The organism is Haloferula chungangensis (assembly GCF_042664875.1).
Classification (GTDB): domain Bacteria; phylum Verrucomicrobiota; class Verrucomicrobiia; order Verrucomicrobiales; family Akkermansiaceae; genus Haloferula; species Haloferula chungangensis.
In genome coordinates, this window is record NZ_JBHTBS010000001.1 from 103,277 (window position 1) to 120,930 (window position 17,654).

Below are 17,654 nucleotides of genomic sequence, written 5' to 3' on the forward strand. Positions count from 1 at the left end.
GGTGCTTTTTCCTGCTATATCAACGAAGGCGGATTGCGGCTCTTTGATGTGATTCTTTGTTGGCCCGATCGGGAATTGATGGAGCATTTAGGGATTGGGCAGTGAAGTGTCTCTGCCGCTTCGGTCATTGAGGGTAGGGATTTTTTCAGGAAACAGGCGTTGAAGGAGCGCCATGATAAAGACAGCAAGGAGTCCGAAAATGAGAGGAAAGAAGTATCTGCTGAATGTTCTCAGTTCGCCGAAATCTGCCTGAGGCGTTGAGCCATTCGACGACAGTGAAATGGTCTCAAACGGCGAGAGACGAGGGTCTCCTTCGAAGGATCGCAAAAGAGTATCAATCATTAGAGTGGGTATGCCGAGTTCGTCAGAATTAATCTCAATCTGGCACGTGCCTGCTTCAGATGAGGGTCGAATTGAGATCATTGTATCGAGCCTCTGCAATGTTTTTGCTTCCGAGAGCGCCCACCGGGATTCGAGTTCCAGGTCTTTCGAAACAGCCCTTAGATGATTTGGGCTAGCCAGTTCCTTGGCTATGGCATCGGATGGCTTTGTAGCCGCATCCCCGCTAAACTGAATGATTGCGGAGGCTGAATAGAATTTCGGTGCCAAATATAGATACGTTCGAGTGCCAAATTCGAATAGCCATGGTGTCGAGAGAATCATGAGAAGTAGAATCCACCACCAGCGACGAAACATGCCTTGTTTATTGATGGAAACGAATTGAGGTGAGGTAGTTTGTTTTCCCAAAGGGCTTGATATCGATGGCGGATAGCAGGTTGAGAACGTTTCAACGACGCTGCGGAATTCATTCGCAGTGCGGTAGCGTCGTTTGGGTTCTTTGCTGAGGGCGCGGAGGACGATGTCATCGATGCGGATGTCGAGCTGGACCTTTTGAGAAGGGAGATCGAGGGGGCTGCTCGGGCGATCGCCGGTGAGCATTTCGTAAAGCACGGCACCGAGGGCGTAGATGTCGGCGCGGTGGTCGACGTGGCTGTGGGCTCCTTGCTCGGGTGCCATGTAGGGCGGGGTGCCGGAGGACTCGCCGGTGGTACCGACGAGTGAAGCAATGCCGAAGTCGGCGATCTTGACGCGGCCCTCACGATCGATGAGAAGGTTCTCGGGTTTGATGTCACGGTGAACGATCCCCTTGTCGTGAGCGTACTGAAGCGCTTCGCAGATCGGGGGAACGATGGTTAGGGCCTGGGTGGATTCGATTTTCCCATCGCGGAGCAGGTCTCGGAGATTCACTCCATCAACGAACTCCATGACGATGTAGTAGAGTCCGTCGGTTTCACCGTAGTCATGAACGGTGACGATGTTCGGGTGATTGAGTTGGGCAAGTGTCCGGGCTTCGCGGGCGAAGCGTTCGGCGAACTTTTCGTCGTCGATTTTCTCCGGAGCGAGCACCTTGATGGCGACCCAGCGGTTGAGGGATTTCTGGCGGGCTTTATAGACGACGCCCATTCCGCCGCGGCCGAGGCATTCGGTGACTTCGAATTGCGGGAAACTGTCGGCGATTTCCTCGGGGGAGGGGGGCGGTGAAAGCTCGCTGAGAGGTTGGTCGACGGTCCGTGATGCGAAGGCCTGCTTGAGCAGGCAGGTCGGGCAGAGTTGCTGAGGGGAGTCGGCAGAAAATGCGGCGCCACAATCGGGGCAGGTGGTCGGGGAATGGGTCATGGTTCTCAACTTCCCTCTAGGACGTCGACTCGGGAATGTTACAAGGAAATCGAATTGGCCCGAGATTTAAGATTGTTCTATTGAGGTCTGCCTCTTTCCCAATTGGCACGCCAATCCATGGCAGCAGCTTTGATCACTGGGTCATGGATTTGTTCGAGCGCGGAGGCAGAAGCGTCGGGATCCTTGAATTGTTGGAGCATCTGCTGTGAATATTCGGCGAAAGCATGGTCCCGCCATGCTTCTTCGGCAAGTCCGTCCATCCATTGCCAAGCCGCTTCCCGATCCTTTCGGATCAAGGGCGTCACACCCCGGTGGAAGATCTCAATTGTTTCCTCGCGGGGAGGAAGCTCTGACACCCAATCTGCGATTTTCAACTCTCCGACCTCGGTGGCCATGCGTTGCATCCTCTGAGAGACCTGGGTCGCTTCCAGATGGTTCCATTCGCCGTTCGTGACCAGGTAATCCAAGGCCGAAAAGCGAGTGCTCTCAGGCGCCCAGATCGAGTTTGATAACAAGCTTGCTGCCATGCTGCTTCGAATTGCCTCCGGCGCAGCGGCGAGTTCGCTATTGAGGTCGAATGGACGATCGGACAAAGCGAGTTGTGCCATCAGGGCCTGGGCGGCGAAATCCGCAGCCGGACTCGCGGAGTCCTGCATCATTTCTCGCAATTCATCTGTCTGGTAGAAGTGGCAAAGATTCTGAGCCACCTGCCCCAGCAAGCGACGATCATAGCTGCTGAGGTTCTCGCGCTCGGTCAGGGATTGCCATATCCGCGTGGCGTCTTCCTTGTTGCGTACCGATCGGGTCATCGTCTGCAGGGTGTTGCGCAGTTCGATGCCATTCATCTGGGGAAGATAGCCGACAAGAAGATCGGCATTCTTCTGGCCCAGAGCTTCCACCCAGGCATCCAGAAGGACCTTGGATTCCAAAGTTCCGAAGTGCTCGCTCTGGATCAGACGCCATACTTCGTCGCAGCGATCGACCATGGCCTGGGTCGACAAGGGAGACCAGCCCTCGTCCCAAGGTTCGGCGAGAGCGGCGCCGATTGCAGCGCTAAGATCGACGTTGGCCCAGGCGTCGAGAATCTCCGCCTGGACTCGATGACGTTCGTATTTGCTCAGGCGTCGCGATGGAAGTTGTTCCCAGGCGATGCGATAGTCATCCGAGGACTGGTGAAGGACGGAAAAAGTTCTGGTTTCCGACCGTTCGGGTGGCATTTCAGCACTTTGCAGGATCCGTGGAGGAGGAGTCGGTAAGGATGACTCGGAGTCCTTTGCTTCGCCGGGACCGTCGGTCATCAGCCAGGTCAAAACGAAACTGAGTCCGCCGAGCAGAACGAGGGTAAGCCATTTCTGCTTCATGGTGCTTCGTTCAATAGAGTAGTGACCTGACTGTTAATCTCGGGGTGCTTGTTGCGGCTGGCGTGCTCGAGGCCTTCCAGTGCCCAGATGCGGTTCGGGCCTTCGGGAAGTGCGGCAACCCATTGCAGATAACTTTCTCCATAGCGCTCGAGATTCCCACTCGCCTTGTTCTTCCATCCATTGCTGAGTTGTTTCTGGATTTTTGGGTTGTCGATGTCGGTGATGCTGCTCGTCAGTGCATAGAACTCATTAGGGTCGACGGAATGGAAATGCCAGTTGGCGGCGCTTGCCCTCATCATGTTCTGAACTTCGGGGCCACCTGTCACCAATTCCATGGCGCGCTCCAGATCGTCCTCGGCAAGATGACGGAACATCTGATTGCGGAAGGCATCGATGCCGGTGCCCAAATCAGGGATTTCCTCTAGTACCCCGTCGTAAACTTCTTGGGCAGACATTTCGCCTGAGCGGAACCAGTAAAGCCAATCCTTGGCGTCCGGACCGTAAAGGGCCTGGTTCACCTCAGGTCTGACGATCTGATAGGCCTTGAAAGATGGGGTGATCTTCTCTGGTGCGTAACCAAATTCCTTCATTAACTCGATTCGTTCATCCAGCGGAGAATCCAACTCACGGATGAACTCCCTGAGCTGATTGCCTTCGGTCAACGACTGCAATTCGTTTGCGTCAATCAGTCCATTCGCCATCATGGTTTGGATCCATTCGAGTCCCTCCGACCCATCCATGCGTTCCGCGAGAGTCATGAGAGCCCGAAGCTTTCCGTCCCCTGAGAGCTCACTGATCAAGGCATCTCGCTCCTCGATAGGCCAGCGGGAGGCAATGGCCGCTTGAAGGCTTTCAGCCCATTCCGGCACCGGGAAATCGGCGTGCTCGGTGAGGTACCAGCGGAGTTCCTCGATATCTCCCTGTTTTCCAAGGTAGATGGACAAATGCTGGACCGCCAGATGGGGCGGGCTGAGATCGACGATCCATTCCATCGTCTTCTGAAGGCCTTGTTTCTGCGTGGCTTCTTCCAGAATCGACATGATGAAATGGGCCGCCATCATTCCAGCGGTCCCGGATCCCAGTGCCGGCAGTGCCTTGATCGCGGCGTGAGGATCCGCATTGAGCCAATGAGTGAATCTCACGGCGAGATGGGCGAGAGCATCAAGGTCTTTCTCCGTAAGCTTGTCCTTCTGTCTCAGGCCGAGTTGATCGATTTCCCCAAGCAGGGCCTGGAAAGTCGCCTGGGGGTCGGAACTCGGCTCAAGCTCATTCAAGTGTTCCTCAAATCGTTTGTGGGAGTTGAACAATGGGCGGGACGAATGAGCCGCGCTTTGAGCCTTGAAATTGGCGATGAGGGCATCGACCAGTTCGATGGATTCGCTTGTCTCTTGTGAAGAGTCGCGTGTCGGTGTCCTTGGTTTCTCCGCGTGGCGATCATGATGCTCCGGCTGCGCTTTGATGAAGAGCGCGCTGGCAATGCCGATTCCTGCAGCCAGAGCATGCAGAAGAATACTGGTGAGCTTCCGACGATGGATTGAACTCATGAGTGCTTAATCAAATTGATATGTCACAATTCAACTTGTAACCGATCCGCAAATCCCTCGGCAAGATTGAAAGTGGGACACTGGAATTCTCCAGATCGGAGGCACTGGCTACGAAGATAGGGCGGCGAAAAGCGCCTTCATTTCATCATCGACCGAATCGGAGGAGGCCAGAGTGCGGGTGATTTCGGAAGTGAGGAGCTTCCGGTAGCGCTTGCGGAGGCGGTGGACGGCGACACGGATGGCGCCTTCGGTGACACCGAGTTCCTTGGCGATCCGGGCGTAGGGGATTTTCTGGGAGTCGGCGGTGAGGCAGGGTTTGAGTTGCTCGAATGGTTCGATGCTTCCATCGGCGCGGGAGGCGGCTTCGAGGTCGTCGAGGACTTTGGCGAGCAGGGCGAGCGCCCATTCGCGATCGAAGTGATGGTCGGCGTTGTGTGGGTCGGCAATGTCGAGTCGGAGCCCGGTTTCGGCGCTTTGCCAGTCGATGGACAAGGTCGCTTGGTCTCCACCGCGTTTCTGACGGGTGGCGTGACGCCATTGGTTGGTCATCCAGTGATTGAAGCAGGCGAGCAAAAAGGCGCGGAAGCGGCCTTTTTCGCGGTCGGCGCGCTCGAGCGAACGGGCTTCGATGAGGTGAAGCATGAAACCCTGAACGAGGTCCTCGGCGTCTTCCCTGGATCGACCTTTTCGGCGGGCGTAGCGGTAAAGCGGCTGCCAGTAGGTGCGGACGAGCTCACCCAGTGCATCGACCGCCGCGGTTTCCGCGCCGCGTGCGGCGTCGACAACGAGCGTCCAGCGGGTGGTGGCGAAGAGGGTGGGTGGCGGGTTGGAGGAGGGCATGGTCGACGGTCTCTTCTACCACAAAAGTCGACGCATGTTACATCCGATTGGCGGGTTGTTAGAGGCTCTTGCGTGGGGGAAGCAGAGCATTGGAAAAGAGCAGGCCGGCGATCAGTGATACGAGTGCCATGAGTGCCTTGCCGCCGTTCTCGTAGGGAAACAGGCTCTCGCCGGAGAGCCAATGGTTGAGTAGCAGATAGATTTTGCTTCCGGGCACCAGCAGGATGATGCCGTAGATCGTGAGAATGGACCCCGGACCTTTGGTGATTCTGGCGAACAGGTTGCTGAAGAGTCCGACAGACAAGGCACCGATGAAAACTCCGGCAGGGATGGTGGAAAAGCTTTGCGTAACGCGTGAGGAAACAAAGGCAATGATCGCAGCGAGCAGGCCCCATGGCATCTTTTTCCATGGGATATCAAATGCGATACCGAGGCCAAACGAGAGGACGACGACCGCTACCCAGATTCTCCATTCGGGCAGATCCGGCATGGACAGCGCGAGGATTGGAGGGTTGGTGAAGAGGAATGAGCTGAGAGCCACACCGCTGAGAGCTCCGAAGAAGAGCTTCAGTAAGGTCATCGCCCCTCCGACCAGGCGCGAGCTCCCGGAGATCAAGTGCCCCGTGGAGATTTCCGTGAGTGCGACGGTGAAGGCGATACCGGGAACGAAGATGATGATCGATGAGAGGATGACAAAAGGCGGGTTGATCGGAACTCCCAGGGAGGCGATTGCGCCAGCTGACAAGCCAGCGACCAGGGCGGCCAGGATGGGAGTCACCGGCTTCCAGCGGGCGGTGCGCGAACAGCAGTAAACACCTGCGAATAAAAGCAGGGCGACGATGGAGGAGGCGATTCCATCGAGAGGGTTTGATGAAAGGAGCGCGGCAAATCCTGCGCCGGTAACCGCCATGGCCAGGGCGTTCATGGCCGGAGAGAAGTTCGGCGGTGCTGAGCTCAGTTTCCTGAGGTTTTCGGTCCCCGTCGCGAAATCCATTTGATCATCCTCGATGGCTTCGACCATGCGATCGATCTCCCAAAGCTTTCCGAGTTTGTATCCAGCAGCGTCCGTTCGCTCGATGTGGACGAACTGATCGAGTTCGTCGTCTTCCCAGAAGGCACAAGTGAAGGTGGTGGGGCTGATCAGAAAGCTGCCGTGGAGGCCGAGCATTCGGGTGACGTTGGTGAGGTGGAGCTCGATGCGCTCGCTCGATGCCCCGCAATCGTGGAGTGCCCGACCGAGCTTGATGACAAAGCGCGTCCTTTTCCTGAATTCCTCGGGTGTGAATGCCACGCTGGAGAGCCTTGTCTGCGCACCCGGGGAAAGGCAAGTGTTGTCAGAAGGGGACGAGCAATCGGTGCTTGAAGCTGCGGGCGGGATGGCGGGTAGTGGGGGCGGATGATTCGGTCGCTGAGGGTGGTGGATTTTCGATGCTTTGAGTCGCTGGCGCTGACGGTGCCGGAAGGCGGCGGCGTGTTCACGGGGAACAATGCGCAGGGGAAGACTTCCATCCTGGAAGCCGTTTGTCTGATGGTGCGGCTGCATTCGCCGCGCTCGCATCGCATGTCGACGATGGCGCGGGTGGCGGGAACGGGGGGCTTTGGGATTGCGGGGGAGGCCTGGGGAATGGAGCGGCGGATCCGCTGGGCACGGCGCACGGGGATGGATTTCGCAGTCGACGGCGAGGAGCGATCGAGCCATGGCAATTACCTGTCGGATGGCGGCCTGCTGGTGTGGATGGGAAATGAGGATCTCGAGCTTGTTAGAGGCTCGGGCGAGGTGAGGCGGAGGTATCTGGATTTCATCGGATCGCAGTTCGAGCCGGGGTATCGACGGGCGCTTTCGCGCTACCGCCGGGCGGTGAAGGCGAAGAACCTTTTGCTCAAGGATCCCCGCAATCGTGATGCGGAGATTGCCTCGTATGAGTCGGTGATGCTGGAGTCGGCGAGGCTTCTAACAGAAACCCGGGCGAAGCTGGTGGCGCTGCTGACTCCGGCTGCGGCGGAGTTCCAGGGGGAGATCGCAGGAAAGCCCGAGCAGGTGGATCTGGAGTATCGGCCGGCGGGTGGTGAGGATCTAGCGCTGGCGCTGGAGCAAGCTCGTGATCGCGAGCGACGTCAGCGGAGCTGTTTGGTGGGGCCGCATCGGGATGAGCTGGTGATGAAGCTCAATGGATTGGCGGCGGACGACTACGCCAGCGAGGGCCAGCAGCGGACCTTGGCGCTGGCGCTGAAACTGGCGCAGGGCCGCGTGCTGGCGGAGTGCCGGGGACAGCAACCGGTTTGGTTGATTGATGATATTTTCGGCGAGCTCGATGTGGCTCGCCGGAATGCCGTGCTGCGGGTGCTCCCCGAGCAGGCCCAGAAGTGGATCACGACAACCCATCTCGACTGGCTCGATGCCGCGGGCGGGCTGGGTCGAATGGCGAAGTTCGCCGTTTCCGAAGGGACCTGCCGGGAGGCCTGAGCGATCTCACGCCAGCCTCACCCGGTCGACGCGGAGCGTGCGGGTGGAGTGGCGGAGCAGGCAAAAGCCGGTGGCGAAGATCGGCCCGCCGGGGGAGAGACGGTAGAGGGCGGTGGGCGTGAACCGACGGAATGCGCCGGGGGTTTCACCGCCCTGATAGAAGACCGGCACGGGTTCCTGATGCTTGATGGCATCGAGGAAGCGGGAGGCGACGGGGTCGGAAGACTCCTGCACCGGAAAGGTGGGCGCTAGGGGGAGGCGCTTGGTTTCCAGTGCAGGAGCAATTGTGGGGGGAAGGATGAGCCCACCAAGGAGGCGGGCGAATGAGCGTCTCGTAACTTTCATGGGGACATCCTGGACCGTGGGGTCGGACATCCGTAGGGGTAGGTTTTGACTGGTGATAAAAAATTTTCGCCAATAGCCTGCATTCATGGCAAAGCTACGCAATACGGTCTCGGATTTGATGGCGGACAAACCGGTGAAGTTCACCCGACGACCCATGGAGCGAATCCACAAGATCCATACGGCGATCAAGTCAGGGCGACTTCCTAACTGCACGACGCTGGCCAAGGAACTGGAAGTCACCCCAAAGACCGTGCAACGTGACATCAATTTCATGCGCGACAGTCTGAAGGTGCCGCTTTGCTACAATGAGCAGTCGCATGGCTACTACTATGAGAATGCGGTCGATGATTTTCCGGAGTTCGAGGTGGGAGCTGAGGAGATGGCCGCGCTGTTTCTGGCGCGCTCGGCACTGGAATCGATCCGCGGCACGGAGCTGGCGGAGAAAGTGCGCGAGGCATTCGGGAAACTGACGCGGTCGATGAGCGAACGGGTGCAGCTCAATTGGAGTGACCTGGATGATGCCTTTTCGCGCAAGGTTCCCGAAGTCAGGGGACGGGATGTGAAGGTCTTTGGTCAGCTTGCCGAAGCGGTGGTCCAGCAGGTCGAGGTGAGCTTCCACTACCTGAAGCTCGACGCCGACAAGGCGGAGGCGCGCAAGGTCCGGCCGCTGCATCTCGGCGAGGTCGATGGTTCGTGGTATCTCATCGGGATGGATGTCGATCGCGAGGCCTTGAGGACTTTCGCACTGCCGCGGGTGACTCGCTTGAAGGTCAGTGGAAATAGCTTTGAGCGACCTACTGGATTTGATGGCCGCGAACACTTGAGGCGGAGCTTTGGCATCTGGACGGTATCGGGGGATGATAGCCTCAGTCTTGTGCAGGTGCGGCTCAAGGATTACGCGGCGCGGCTGGCGCAGGAGCGTCGATGGCATCCGACTCAGGAAGTCAAAGTGCTCAACGCGAAGGGAACGAAAGTCGATGTGTGCTTTGAGGCGGGTGCTCTGGAAGAAGTGCTGCGCTGGGTGCTGAGCTTCGGCAGCAAGGCGAAGGTGATCGGACCGCCAAAGCTCAAGAAGATGGTGGCTGACGAATTGGCCCTGATGGCAAAATGATTGGAAGGGACGGAATCGGTCCTTCGTATCGAAGGTCGATGGTGTACAATCCGCATCCTTTGATAGCCGGTCTGACGGCGATGGTGTTTTCTTTTTCTGCGCTCGAAGCCGGCGAAGTCGAGATTTTCAATGGCAAGAACCTGAACGGTTGGTCTTCGGTCGAGACGAAGAATCCGCAGAAGACCGAGGACTACTGGAAGGTCGTGGATGGCGTGATCATTGGCGATAACCCCGACAAGAAGAACTCGGTACTCTGGACGGAGAAGGAATTTGGTGACTACACGCTGACGCTGGAATTCAAAACGGAATCGCCGGATTATGATTCGGGAGTGTTTCTCCACGGTGAGTCGCACCAGGAGCAGATCGGCGTGTCGCGGTCGCTGAAAGTGGATCTAACAGCCTGCATTTATGCGCCGATCGATGGGAAAGGGGGATACCCAGCGACCTCGGACAAGGTGAAGACGGTCCACAAGTTGGGTGAGTGGAACACGATGAAGATTGTCGTTGAAGGGAAACGGATCCGCACCTGGATGAACGGTGAGGAGTTCGTGGACTACACGGGGCCTAAGTTTGCTGAGAAAGGTCCGATCGGCTTGCAGCTTCATGCCGGAGTGCATCAGAAGATGCAGTTCCGGAATCTGACGCTGACGGTGGAAGGCTAACGGAGATCCTTGAAAGGAAAGGCCTGACCCGGAGCCTCTGGATCGAAGTGCGGGTTTGGAGTGGGGAAGTAGGGCTTGGCGACATGGTCGCTGAGCCACTGCTTCAACTGCTGGTGCAGGGCACTGGTGAGTTCCGGCTTTGTCGAGGCGAGATCGTTCTCCTCGTAAGGATCGCTCGGGATATCATAGAGCTCGAGACTCCCGTGCCAGTCCCAGATGAGTTTGTGATCTCCGACGCGGATGGCGGAGTGCGGTGTTAGAGGCCTGCCGTGGTCGGGGTGTTTGACGATGACATTGAAGGGATAGTGCCAGATAAGAGTGCGTGGCGACTGTTCTTTCTCGGGGTTTTTCAGGACCTTGATGAGGCTCAGTCCGTCGATGTCGTCGGGAAGCGGGTTGCCACTGAGTTCGGCGAGGGTCGGAAGGAAATCGGTGGCATCGATGACTTGATTGCACCAGGTTCCGCCTTCGTAGTGATCCGGCCAGTAGATGATCGTCGGGACCCGCACGCCGCCTTCGTAGAGGCAGGCCTTTCCGCCTTTGAAAGGTTGGTTGTCGGTGGCGGCGGGATCGGTGTATTCGACGCCCCCATTGTCCGAGGTGAAGACGATGATCGTATCCTGTGAGAGGCCGGTTTCCTCGAGGGCTTGGCGGATTTCCCCGACGGAAATGTCGAGATGTTTGAGCATCGCGGCGTAGGTCGGATTGTTATGTCCGAGATGTCCGCGTTGTTTCTTCTCTTCAAAGTGGGCGATGTCCTCTGCGGGAGCCTGCAACGGGGTGTGTACGGCAAAGGGGCAGTAATAGAGGAGGAAGGGCTTGGAGCCCTTCGGAAGGGCGGCACGTTCGCGGATGTAGTTGCAGGCACGGGCGGTTAGATCGTCGGTAAGGTAGTCTTCGCCGGTCGGCTTGCCAGCCTGGCCGATGCGGTATTCGCCCGGTTGCTTGGGAAAGTGCGCCTTGCGATTGTTCCAAGTCGCCTGCCAACTGAAGTAGGGGGAGCCACCGGCATCGAGGAAGGCGAGTTCCCGGAAGCCGTGGGCGGATGGTTGGAGTTCAGATACGCCGTGTCCCCCGAGATGCCACTTTCCAAGGAAGGCAGAGTCATAGGTTTTCAGGACCTGGGGGAGGGTAGGGATTTCGGGGTCGAGCGCGGTGTTCGAGTTGGCGTTGATCCAGGCTTGGGGGGACTTGATGCTGTCCTTGTGCGCGAAGGCGTCATGGGGGCTCGCCCCTTCAGGAGGCGTGATGCCCTGGTTGAAGTAGGTCCGCGTGTTCGGCGTGGCGGTGGTGAATCCGAGCCGGGATGCAATCCGTCCACTCAGGATCGCCGCGCGGGTCGGCGAGCAGAGCTGGTTGGCGTAGGATTGGGAAAAAGGGATGCCGTCAGAAGCCAACTGATCGAGATGGGGAGTTTCGTAGAAGAGCTTCTCGGGTGCGTCGCCGGTGAAGTGACTGGCAAAGGCATTGATGTCGGTAATGCCGAGGTCATCGGCGAGGATGAAGACGATGTTCGGCGGACGCTCGTCTGCGGGTGATGCGCAAAGAAGATTCGCGGCGATTGCCACAAAAAGGAGAGTCCGTATGCCGATGCGCGACGAGTTCCGCATGAGATGGAGGCTGAGATTTACGATCACGGGTCTACTTCACTACGATGCGATGGGTGCCGGGGAGGAGAGTTTCAGAAACCCGGGCCGGATTCTCGGATTTCCAGGGTGAGCTCTCGGGGAGGATGAGCTCTGCGGTGGTGTTGGGCGGAATGGTGGCTTCGTATACGAGGGCGTCATTGCCATCGCGTTTCCAGCTGACGGAGATGCGGCCATGGGGGGAGTCATGGTAGGCTTTGACCCATGAGATGGTATCGGTTTCGTCGCTTGCCTCCTTCGATGGAAAATGCGGGTGAAGCAGGATTTTCGAGTAGCCAGGCTCTGCGGGAGCGATGCCGGCGAGGGTCGACATCATCCATTCAGTCACCGCGCCGAAGGCATAGTGTGAGAATGAGTTCATCGCCGCGTTCATCTTTCCGTCGGCACCCCCGAAGCCGTGTTCCTCGGTATAGGAGTTCCAGCGTTCCCAAATGGTGGTGGCTCCGTTTTTGACTTCGTATCCCCAGGAAGGGAACTTGCGCGATTGGATGAGTTTGACCGCAAGATCAAGGTTGCCGGTGTCGGTGAGGACTGGAAGGAGAGGCTTGGTTCCAAGGAAACCTGTCGTCATGCCGGTGTTCGTCGGGCCGGACTTGGACTGGAGATGTTTGGCGAGGTGGGCACCGGCGGTCTTGCGTTCCTGCTCGTCTGTTAGAAGGCCGCAGTCCAGGGCGAGGACGTAGGCGGATTGGGATGTTGGCTTGATCGAACCATCAGCCTGAAGGTGATTGGCTCGGAAATTCTTGCGCAAGGTTTCGAGCCAGTCGGTGTATTTTTGAGCTTCGTTGTTGAGCGATTGGGCCTCGGCCATGGCTGCCATTTGTTTGCAAACGAGGGCGAAATAACAGAGGTCGACGTATTCGTGTGGGGTAGGATCATTGACGTTGAGCCAGTCGCCCCACGGCGCGCCGAAGGCGGTGCCTTGCAGCTCGGGGTCGTGCTTTTTGCGGGCCTCCATGTACTGGGTCATGGCGGGCCAGTGATTGACGAAGAAGTCAGGATTACCGGTCGCTTTCCAAATCGAGTGGGGAACGATGATCCCGGCGTCTGACCAGGCGGTCCCGTGTATTGCGCCGCCGTGGCCGACAGGGTAGGGCGCGTAGCTCGGGTAGTAGCCTTCGGGTGTCATGTCGTCCTCAAGCTCGCGCAGCCACTTCTTAAAAAATGCGGCGACGTCGGCGTGGTAGGCGGCGGAGGCGGCGTAGATCTGAGCGTCGCCAGTCCAGCCCATGCGCTCGTCGCGCTGCGGGCAGTCGGTCGGTAGATCGATCCAGTTACCTCGCTGGGTCCAGACGGCGTTCTTGTAAACCTGGGTGACGCTTGGGTCGGAGCATTCGAAGCCTGAGGAGAAGGGCGTGTCGGAGTGCATGACGAGACCGGTGACCATCGAGGTGGATGGTTTCTCGGTCAGGCCCGAGACTTCGATGTAGCGGAAGCCGTGGGAAGTGAAGCGGGGAGTCCAGGTTTCACCTTTAGGATCTCCTTTGCAGATATAGGTATCGGTCGACCGCGCCTGGCGGAGGTTCTCGGTCATCAGTCGACCGTCGGGATGAAGGACTTCGCCGTAGCGAATGGTGAGTTTTTGGCCGGACTCGCCGGTGACCTTGAGTCGGATCAAGCCGGCGATGTTCTGGCCGAGATCGAAGATATACTTGCCGTCTTCTCGTTTGGTGACGGACTTTGACGGCAGTTCCTCCGTGATGCGAACCGGTTGTGCCGGGTAGGCTTGGAGGACGGGTGGCTTGACGAAGCCGAACTCCTTTTCCTCTTTGCTGAAGCGGTCGATGAAGACGTGTTTGTGAGAGCCGTTGTCTTTAGCAAGAATCGCGCTTTGCCACGCGCTGTCATCGTAGCCATTCGTTGACCATGCGCCGAGTTCCTTGCGCGCGTCGTAGCTTTCACCCATCAGGAAATCAGCTTCGTATTCGGGGCCGGTGGTGACCTTCCATGTCGGGTCGGTGGTAACGGTTTCTTTCGATCCATCGTCGTAGGTGAGTTCCAGCTGCACCATCAGTGCCGGAGTTTTCCCGTAGGTGTTGCGACCGGTTTTGTAGGGGCCGTAGCCGACGAGTTTTCCGTAGGCGACGTAACCTGCATACCAGCCGTCGGCGACGATCGCACCGAGGGTGTTGGTGTTGCCTTGGAGCTGGGATGTTAGATCATAGGTGTTGTAGTAAGCCCGTTTGTGGTAGTTCGTCCAACCGGGGGCGAAGTAGGTGTCGCCGACCCGCTTGCCGTTGAGATGAAGTTCGTAGATGCCGAGAGCCGAGGCGTAGGCAATGGCTTTGGTGATCTTCCTGTCGGTTTTAACCGACTTGCGATAGTAGCGTGGGGCCGGGAGGTGGAGTTTCTTGGCTTCCTTGTGGAAAGGGATGTCATCCTTGAAGGAGATCCACGGAGCGGTCGGATCGGACCCAATGAGGGCAGTGATATATTTCTGAGTCTCGCTCCAGGGCGAAACCTCGTCGGAGGTATTCCAGGTTCGGACTTTCCAGAAAATGTAGGCGGTCGAAGGAAGGTCTTTGCCGGCGTAGGTGACGTGGGAAGCTGAGGATGCGACTTTGCCGCTATCCCAAAGGTCACCACTATCGCCTGAAATGGATTCAGCAGATGTACCGACGACGATCTGATAGGCCGACTGGGAGAGCCCGGGTGTCTCGCCGGCGATCTGCCACTGAAAGCGCGGGTGGCTGTCATCCAGTCCGACGGGATTGCTTTGGTGTTCGACTTGCAGTCCGGTGACGGTGAAGGCGTTGAGTGAGGTCGCGAGGATGGGGATCAGGGCGAGGCGGAATATCATGAGTCTATCGGGTCTAGTAAAAACGCACCACGAACGAGCCGTGATGCGTTGTGGGGTAATGAGTCGAATCGTGGGGAGAGTTAGCTACGATTTGAGAGAACGTCCCTTTCGTAGGTTCCAATTTCATCAAGCCAGGCGGGACCGACCGGCGAATCATTGCGCTTGCAGAATTCGTCCCAGACGGCTCCGATCGGGAAGGTCTTGGCTTCTTCCTGAAGGGCGAGGCGCGTCGTGTAGTCACCATCGAGCTCCGCAGCCCGGAGCTTGTCGGTGGGCTCGAGGAGTCCGATGAGAAGACCTCGCAAGGTGTTGCGGACACCAATGGTCCAGGCGGCGACTCGGTTGATCGAGGCATCGAAGAAGTCGAGTCCGACATGGACCCGGTCTTCGATCTTGTTGGCGACGATTTCGCGGGTGATGGCGAGCAGCTCGTCATTGAGCGTGACCACGTGATCGGAATCCCAGCGCACGCCGCGCGAGACGTGGAGTAGAAGTTCCGGCACATACAGCAGGCAGGAAGAGATCTTTTCAGAGATCACCTCGGTGGGGTGGAAGTGACCGGCATCGAGGCAGAGGGCGATCTGTTTCTCCATCGCATAGCCCATGTAGAACTCATGCGAGCCGACAACGAAGGCTTCGGAGCCGATGCCGAAAAGCTTCGATTCGACGGCGTCGATGTTGTGAGGGGTCGGGCTTGAAAGGATCTCATCAAGCGAGGCCTTGAGGCGTTGGCGTGGTGCCATGCGGTCGGCGGGGGTGTCCTTGTAGCCATCGGGAACCCAGATGTTGGTGACGGCTTTGGATCCAAGTTGCTCGCCCATGTCGTTGGCGATGGCACGGCTGGCTTTGCAGTGATCAATCCAGAACTGGCGGATCCCGTCGTCTGCCGAGGAAAGCGTGAAGCCGTCGTCAGCCTTCGGGTGCGAGAAGCAGGAGGGGTTGAAGTCGAGTCCGAGCTTGTTGGCCTTGCACCAGTCGATCCAGCCTTGGAAATGGCGGGTCTCGATGGCGTCACGTTCGACGGGGGTGTCGGACTCCAGATAGATGGCATGGAGGTTCAGGCGATGATGGCCGGGAATCAGGCTGAGTGCCTTTTCGAGGTCCTGGCGGAGTTCGTCAGGGGTGCGGGCCTTGCCAGGATAGTTGCCGGTGACGGCAAGCCCTGAACCAAGTTCTCCATCTGAGGATTCGAACCCGCCCACATCGTCGCCTTGCCAGCAGTGGATGGATACGGGGATTTTGGAAAGGCGGTCGAGCGCGACTTCGGTGTCAACGCCAAGGGCCGCGTACTGTTCGCGGGCGGTGTCGTAGGTGGACATGTTAGATGGTGATTGCTTCAGATTTGATCCTGAGTGGACTTATCGAGTTCGTCCTTTTTGAATGCCAACCAAGGTGTCCCTCCAATAATCCAGAGGATCATTCCGGCAGTCATGAGATTGAAGGTGGTTTTCAGATCGAGATTGCCAAACAGGTGAATCATTGAGGGAACGATTGTCAGTGCGAGACCGACGAGAGCGATGATAGGAAAGAGTGCTTTCATGAAATCAGTGGGCTTGCTTGTGCATGAATTTGCTGAAGATGACGTGGAGGATTGCGGTGGCGATCCAGCAAGGAAGAATGCAGAACCATGATTGGATTCCGACGATCTTGATGAGATAGGTGGCGATGGCGACAGGGATAAGCCATGCGAGGGCGACGGCCAGGTTGATGCTTTTTCCGAGGCCTTCTGCGGCGAATTGGCGGAAGCCAGCTTTTTTCGCGAAATACCAGTCGGCAAAGATCACCGCACCCATCGGGGCGAGAACCGTGCCGTAGAAGCCTACGAAGCCGAGGAGCTTCCATGCGAAGGCGGGGAAGACACCTGCGATGGTGGCCACGGCACCTGCGAGCAAGGTCATGGCTGTTCGGGAGGAACCGGGAATCATGGCCTGGAAGGCGAGTCCGGCTCGGTAGATGGTTGGGTTCGCGGTGGTCCAGCCTGCGACGATCACGCAGACGATACCGGCGAGACCGGCAACGTTGGCCGCCATCGGTCCGGGGACCGGGTTGGAGCTGCCGGTGGCCTGGATTTGTGCGGCCAGCATGAAGGCTGCGGCGATCCATGCCATGTAGTGACCGACGAACATGCCTCCGGTCGCGGCCCAGCCGGATGAGGCCTTCTTAGCGTAACGGAACACTGAAAGGTCGGCCATGCCGATGTGCATGGCGGAGTTGCAGAACCAGGCAAAGAGAGCGACGGACCAGAAACCCATGGTCGAGGTTGCGGAACCACCGGCGAAGTTCTCCGAGGTGACATTCGCCAACGCCTCAAGATCGGGAACCTTGAAGGCTTCAAGTGCCGCGGGGACAAGCTCAGGTTGCTGCTTGAGAAGCTCCAGAAGATCGGTGATCGAGGACTTCTCGAAAGGTTTTGCGCTCAGGGTTTGAGAGAAGTCGATGGAGTTGGTCCAGACGGCCTTCAGCCCTTCCCAGTCGGCCGCGCCGATCTGCTTGAGAGCGACAAAGCCGCAAGCGAGGAAGACGAGAACCATCCAGGGAGAGGCCACGTTCGCGAAACGTGCGACGGTGTCATAGCCCTTGGCGGCGACGATGGCGATGACAGCACCCACGAGGAGAACGATGACCACGAAGGCAGCACTGTTAGGATAAACGGCGTCGATGGTGGGCATTTCCATGTTGAAGGGGATGCCTACCGCTGTTGCGGAGACCGTGATCATCGCTCCCGCGAGAAAGCAGAACAAGATGCCGTTCGCGAGGTTGTAGAACTTCACAAGCTTGCCGCCCGCAATTTTCTCCAACTGGTAGTAGAGGGTCATGCGACAGCGAACCGCAATCGGGGCGCAGATGTAGCGCCAGCTGAGAACGGCGAGCAGGTTCCCGACGAGAAGACCCAGAAAAATGTCTTTCAGGGCCACTCCGGCGAGCAGGAAAAGCGGCCCGATCATGAACTCGGTACCGGCGGCGTGTTCGCCGGCATACATTCCCCAGAATTTTCCGGGTCCTTTAAGGGCCTTTGCGGGTACGGGTGTACGCTCGTACTCATTACTACTATGGTCTTCCTGATCGGACATTGGGATTTTTGCGGGTTTAGACGTTTGCTGGCTGGGATGCTCTTCATCCGCCTGAGCTAGGTCAAGAAAATAGAAGAAACGATTCTTAAGAGCTTTTGAAAGGGTGTGTAGGCGTCTGATATTCAGCGCTTAG

Annotated in this window: 14 protein-coding genes; 3 read left to right on the plus strand and 11 right to left on the minus strand. The window is 57.9% G+C overall.

Annotation, left to right across the window (positions count from 1 at the left end; genetic code table 11):
- Positions 1–87 precede the first annotated feature (87 nt).
- The 5 genes from ACFQY0_RS00420 to ACFQY0_RS00440 all read right to left on the minus strand — a co-directional run bounded on the left by ACFQY0_RS00420 (position 88) and on the right by ACFQY0_RS00440 (position 6,713).
- On the minus strand, positions 88–1,677 hold the full coding sequence (locus ACFQY0_RS00420; protein WP_379707919.1) for a serine/threonine-protein kinase: 1,590 nt from the start codon (positions 1,675–1,677) through the stop codon (positions 88–90).
- Positions 1,678–1,754: 77 nt separating this feature from the next.
- Entirely contained in the window at positions 1,755–3,038 is a 1,284-nt protein-coding gene (locus ACFQY0_RS00425) for a hypothetical protein (RefSeq protein ID WP_379707921.1), read from the minus strand.
- A complete protein-coding gene (locus tag ACFQY0_RS00430; RefSeq protein WP_379707923.1) occupies positions 3,035–4,582 on the minus strand; it encodes a hypothetical protein in 1,548 nt (515 codons plus the stop codon). Before ACFQY0_RS00430 ends, ACFQY0_RS00425 begins: the two co-directional genes overlap by 4 nt.
- 108 nt (positions 4,583–4,690) lie before the next feature.
- Entirely contained in the window at positions 4,691–5,422 is a 732-nt protein-coding gene (locus ACFQY0_RS00435; RefSeq protein WP_379707925.1) for an RNA polymerase sigma factor, read from the minus strand.
- Between the two features lie 58 nt (positions 5,423–5,480).
- Entirely contained in the window at positions 5,481–6,713 is a 1,233-nt protein-coding gene (locus ACFQY0_RS00440) for a threonine/serine exporter family protein (protein WP_379707927.1), read from the minus strand.
- A gap of 105 nt (positions 6,714–6,818) precedes the next feature.
- Here ACFQY0_RS00440 and recF point away from each other — a divergent pair, with 105 nt between their 5' ends.
- Complete coding sequence (gene recF / locus ACFQY0_RS00445) at positions 6,819–7,886, plus strand: DNA replication/repair protein RecF (protein WP_379707929.1); 1,068 nt, start codon at positions 6,819–6,821, stop codon at positions 7,884–7,886.
- Positions 7,887–7,892: 6 nt separating this feature from the next.
- Here recF and ACFQY0_RS00450 read toward each other — a convergent pair whose 3' ends face one another.
- Positions 7,893–8,231: a hypothetical protein gene (locus ACFQY0_RS00450; RefSeq protein ID WP_379707931.1), complete on the minus strand. Its 339-nt coding sequence runs from the start codon at positions 8,229–8,231 to the stop codon at positions 7,893–7,895.
- Positions 8,232–8,316: 85 nt separating this feature from the next.
- Here ACFQY0_RS00450 and ACFQY0_RS00455 point away from each other — a divergent pair, with 85 nt between their 5' ends.
- Together ACFQY0_RS00455 and ACFQY0_RS00460 are read left to right on the plus strand one after the other, a co-directional pair.
- A complete protein-coding gene (locus ACFQY0_RS00455; protein WP_379707933.1) occupies positions 8,317–9,342 on the plus strand; it encodes a helix-turn-helix transcriptional regulator in 1,026 nt (341 codons plus the stop codon).
- 59 nt (positions 9,343–9,401) lie between these two features.
- Positions 9,402–10,004 (plus strand): 3-keto-disaccharide hydrolase, encoded by a 603-nt coding sequence (locus ACFQY0_RS00460; protein WP_379707935.1) that lies wholly within the window; start codon positions 9,402–9,404, stop codon positions 10,002–10,004.
- Here ACFQY0_RS00460 and ACFQY0_RS00465 read toward each other — a convergent pair.
- From ACFQY0_RS00465 to ACFQY0_RS00485, 5 genes are all read right to left on the minus strand, one after another.
- Complete coding sequence (locus tag ACFQY0_RS00465; RefSeq protein ID WP_379707937.1) at positions 10,001–11,641, minus strand: sulfatase; 1,641 nt, start codon at positions 11,639–11,641, stop codon at positions 10,001–10,003. The genes ACFQY0_RS00460 and ACFQY0_RS00465 overlap by 4 nt on opposite strands.
- Positions 11,642–11,645: 4 nt before the next feature.
- Entirely contained in the window at positions 11,646–14,450 is a 2,805-nt protein-coding gene (locus ACFQY0_RS00470; RefSeq protein WP_379707939.1) for a family 78 glycoside hydrolase catalytic domain, read from the minus strand.
- Positions 14,451–14,530: 80 nt separating this feature from the next.
- The gene (locus ACFQY0_RS00475; RefSeq protein WP_379707941.1) at positions 14,531–15,769 is read right to left on the minus strand and encodes an L-rhamnose isomerase; all 1,239 of its coding nucleotides are present in this window, start codon (positions 15,767–15,769) and stop codon (positions 14,531–14,533) included.
- A 17-nt stretch (positions 15,770–15,786) separates the two neighbouring features.
- Positions 15,787–15,990 (minus strand): hypothetical protein, encoded by a 204-nt coding sequence (locus tag ACFQY0_RS00480; protein WP_379707943.1) that lies wholly within the window; start codon positions 15,988–15,990, stop codon positions 15,787–15,789.
- A 4-nt stretch (positions 15,991–15,994) separates the two neighbouring features.
- Positions 15,995–17,521, minus strand: a complete 1,527-nt coding sequence (locus tag ACFQY0_RS00485) for a purine-cytosine permease family protein (RefSeq protein ID WP_379707945.1) — start codon at positions 17,519–17,521, stop codon at positions 15,995–15,997.
- Positions 17,522–17,654: the final 133 nt, after the last annotated feature.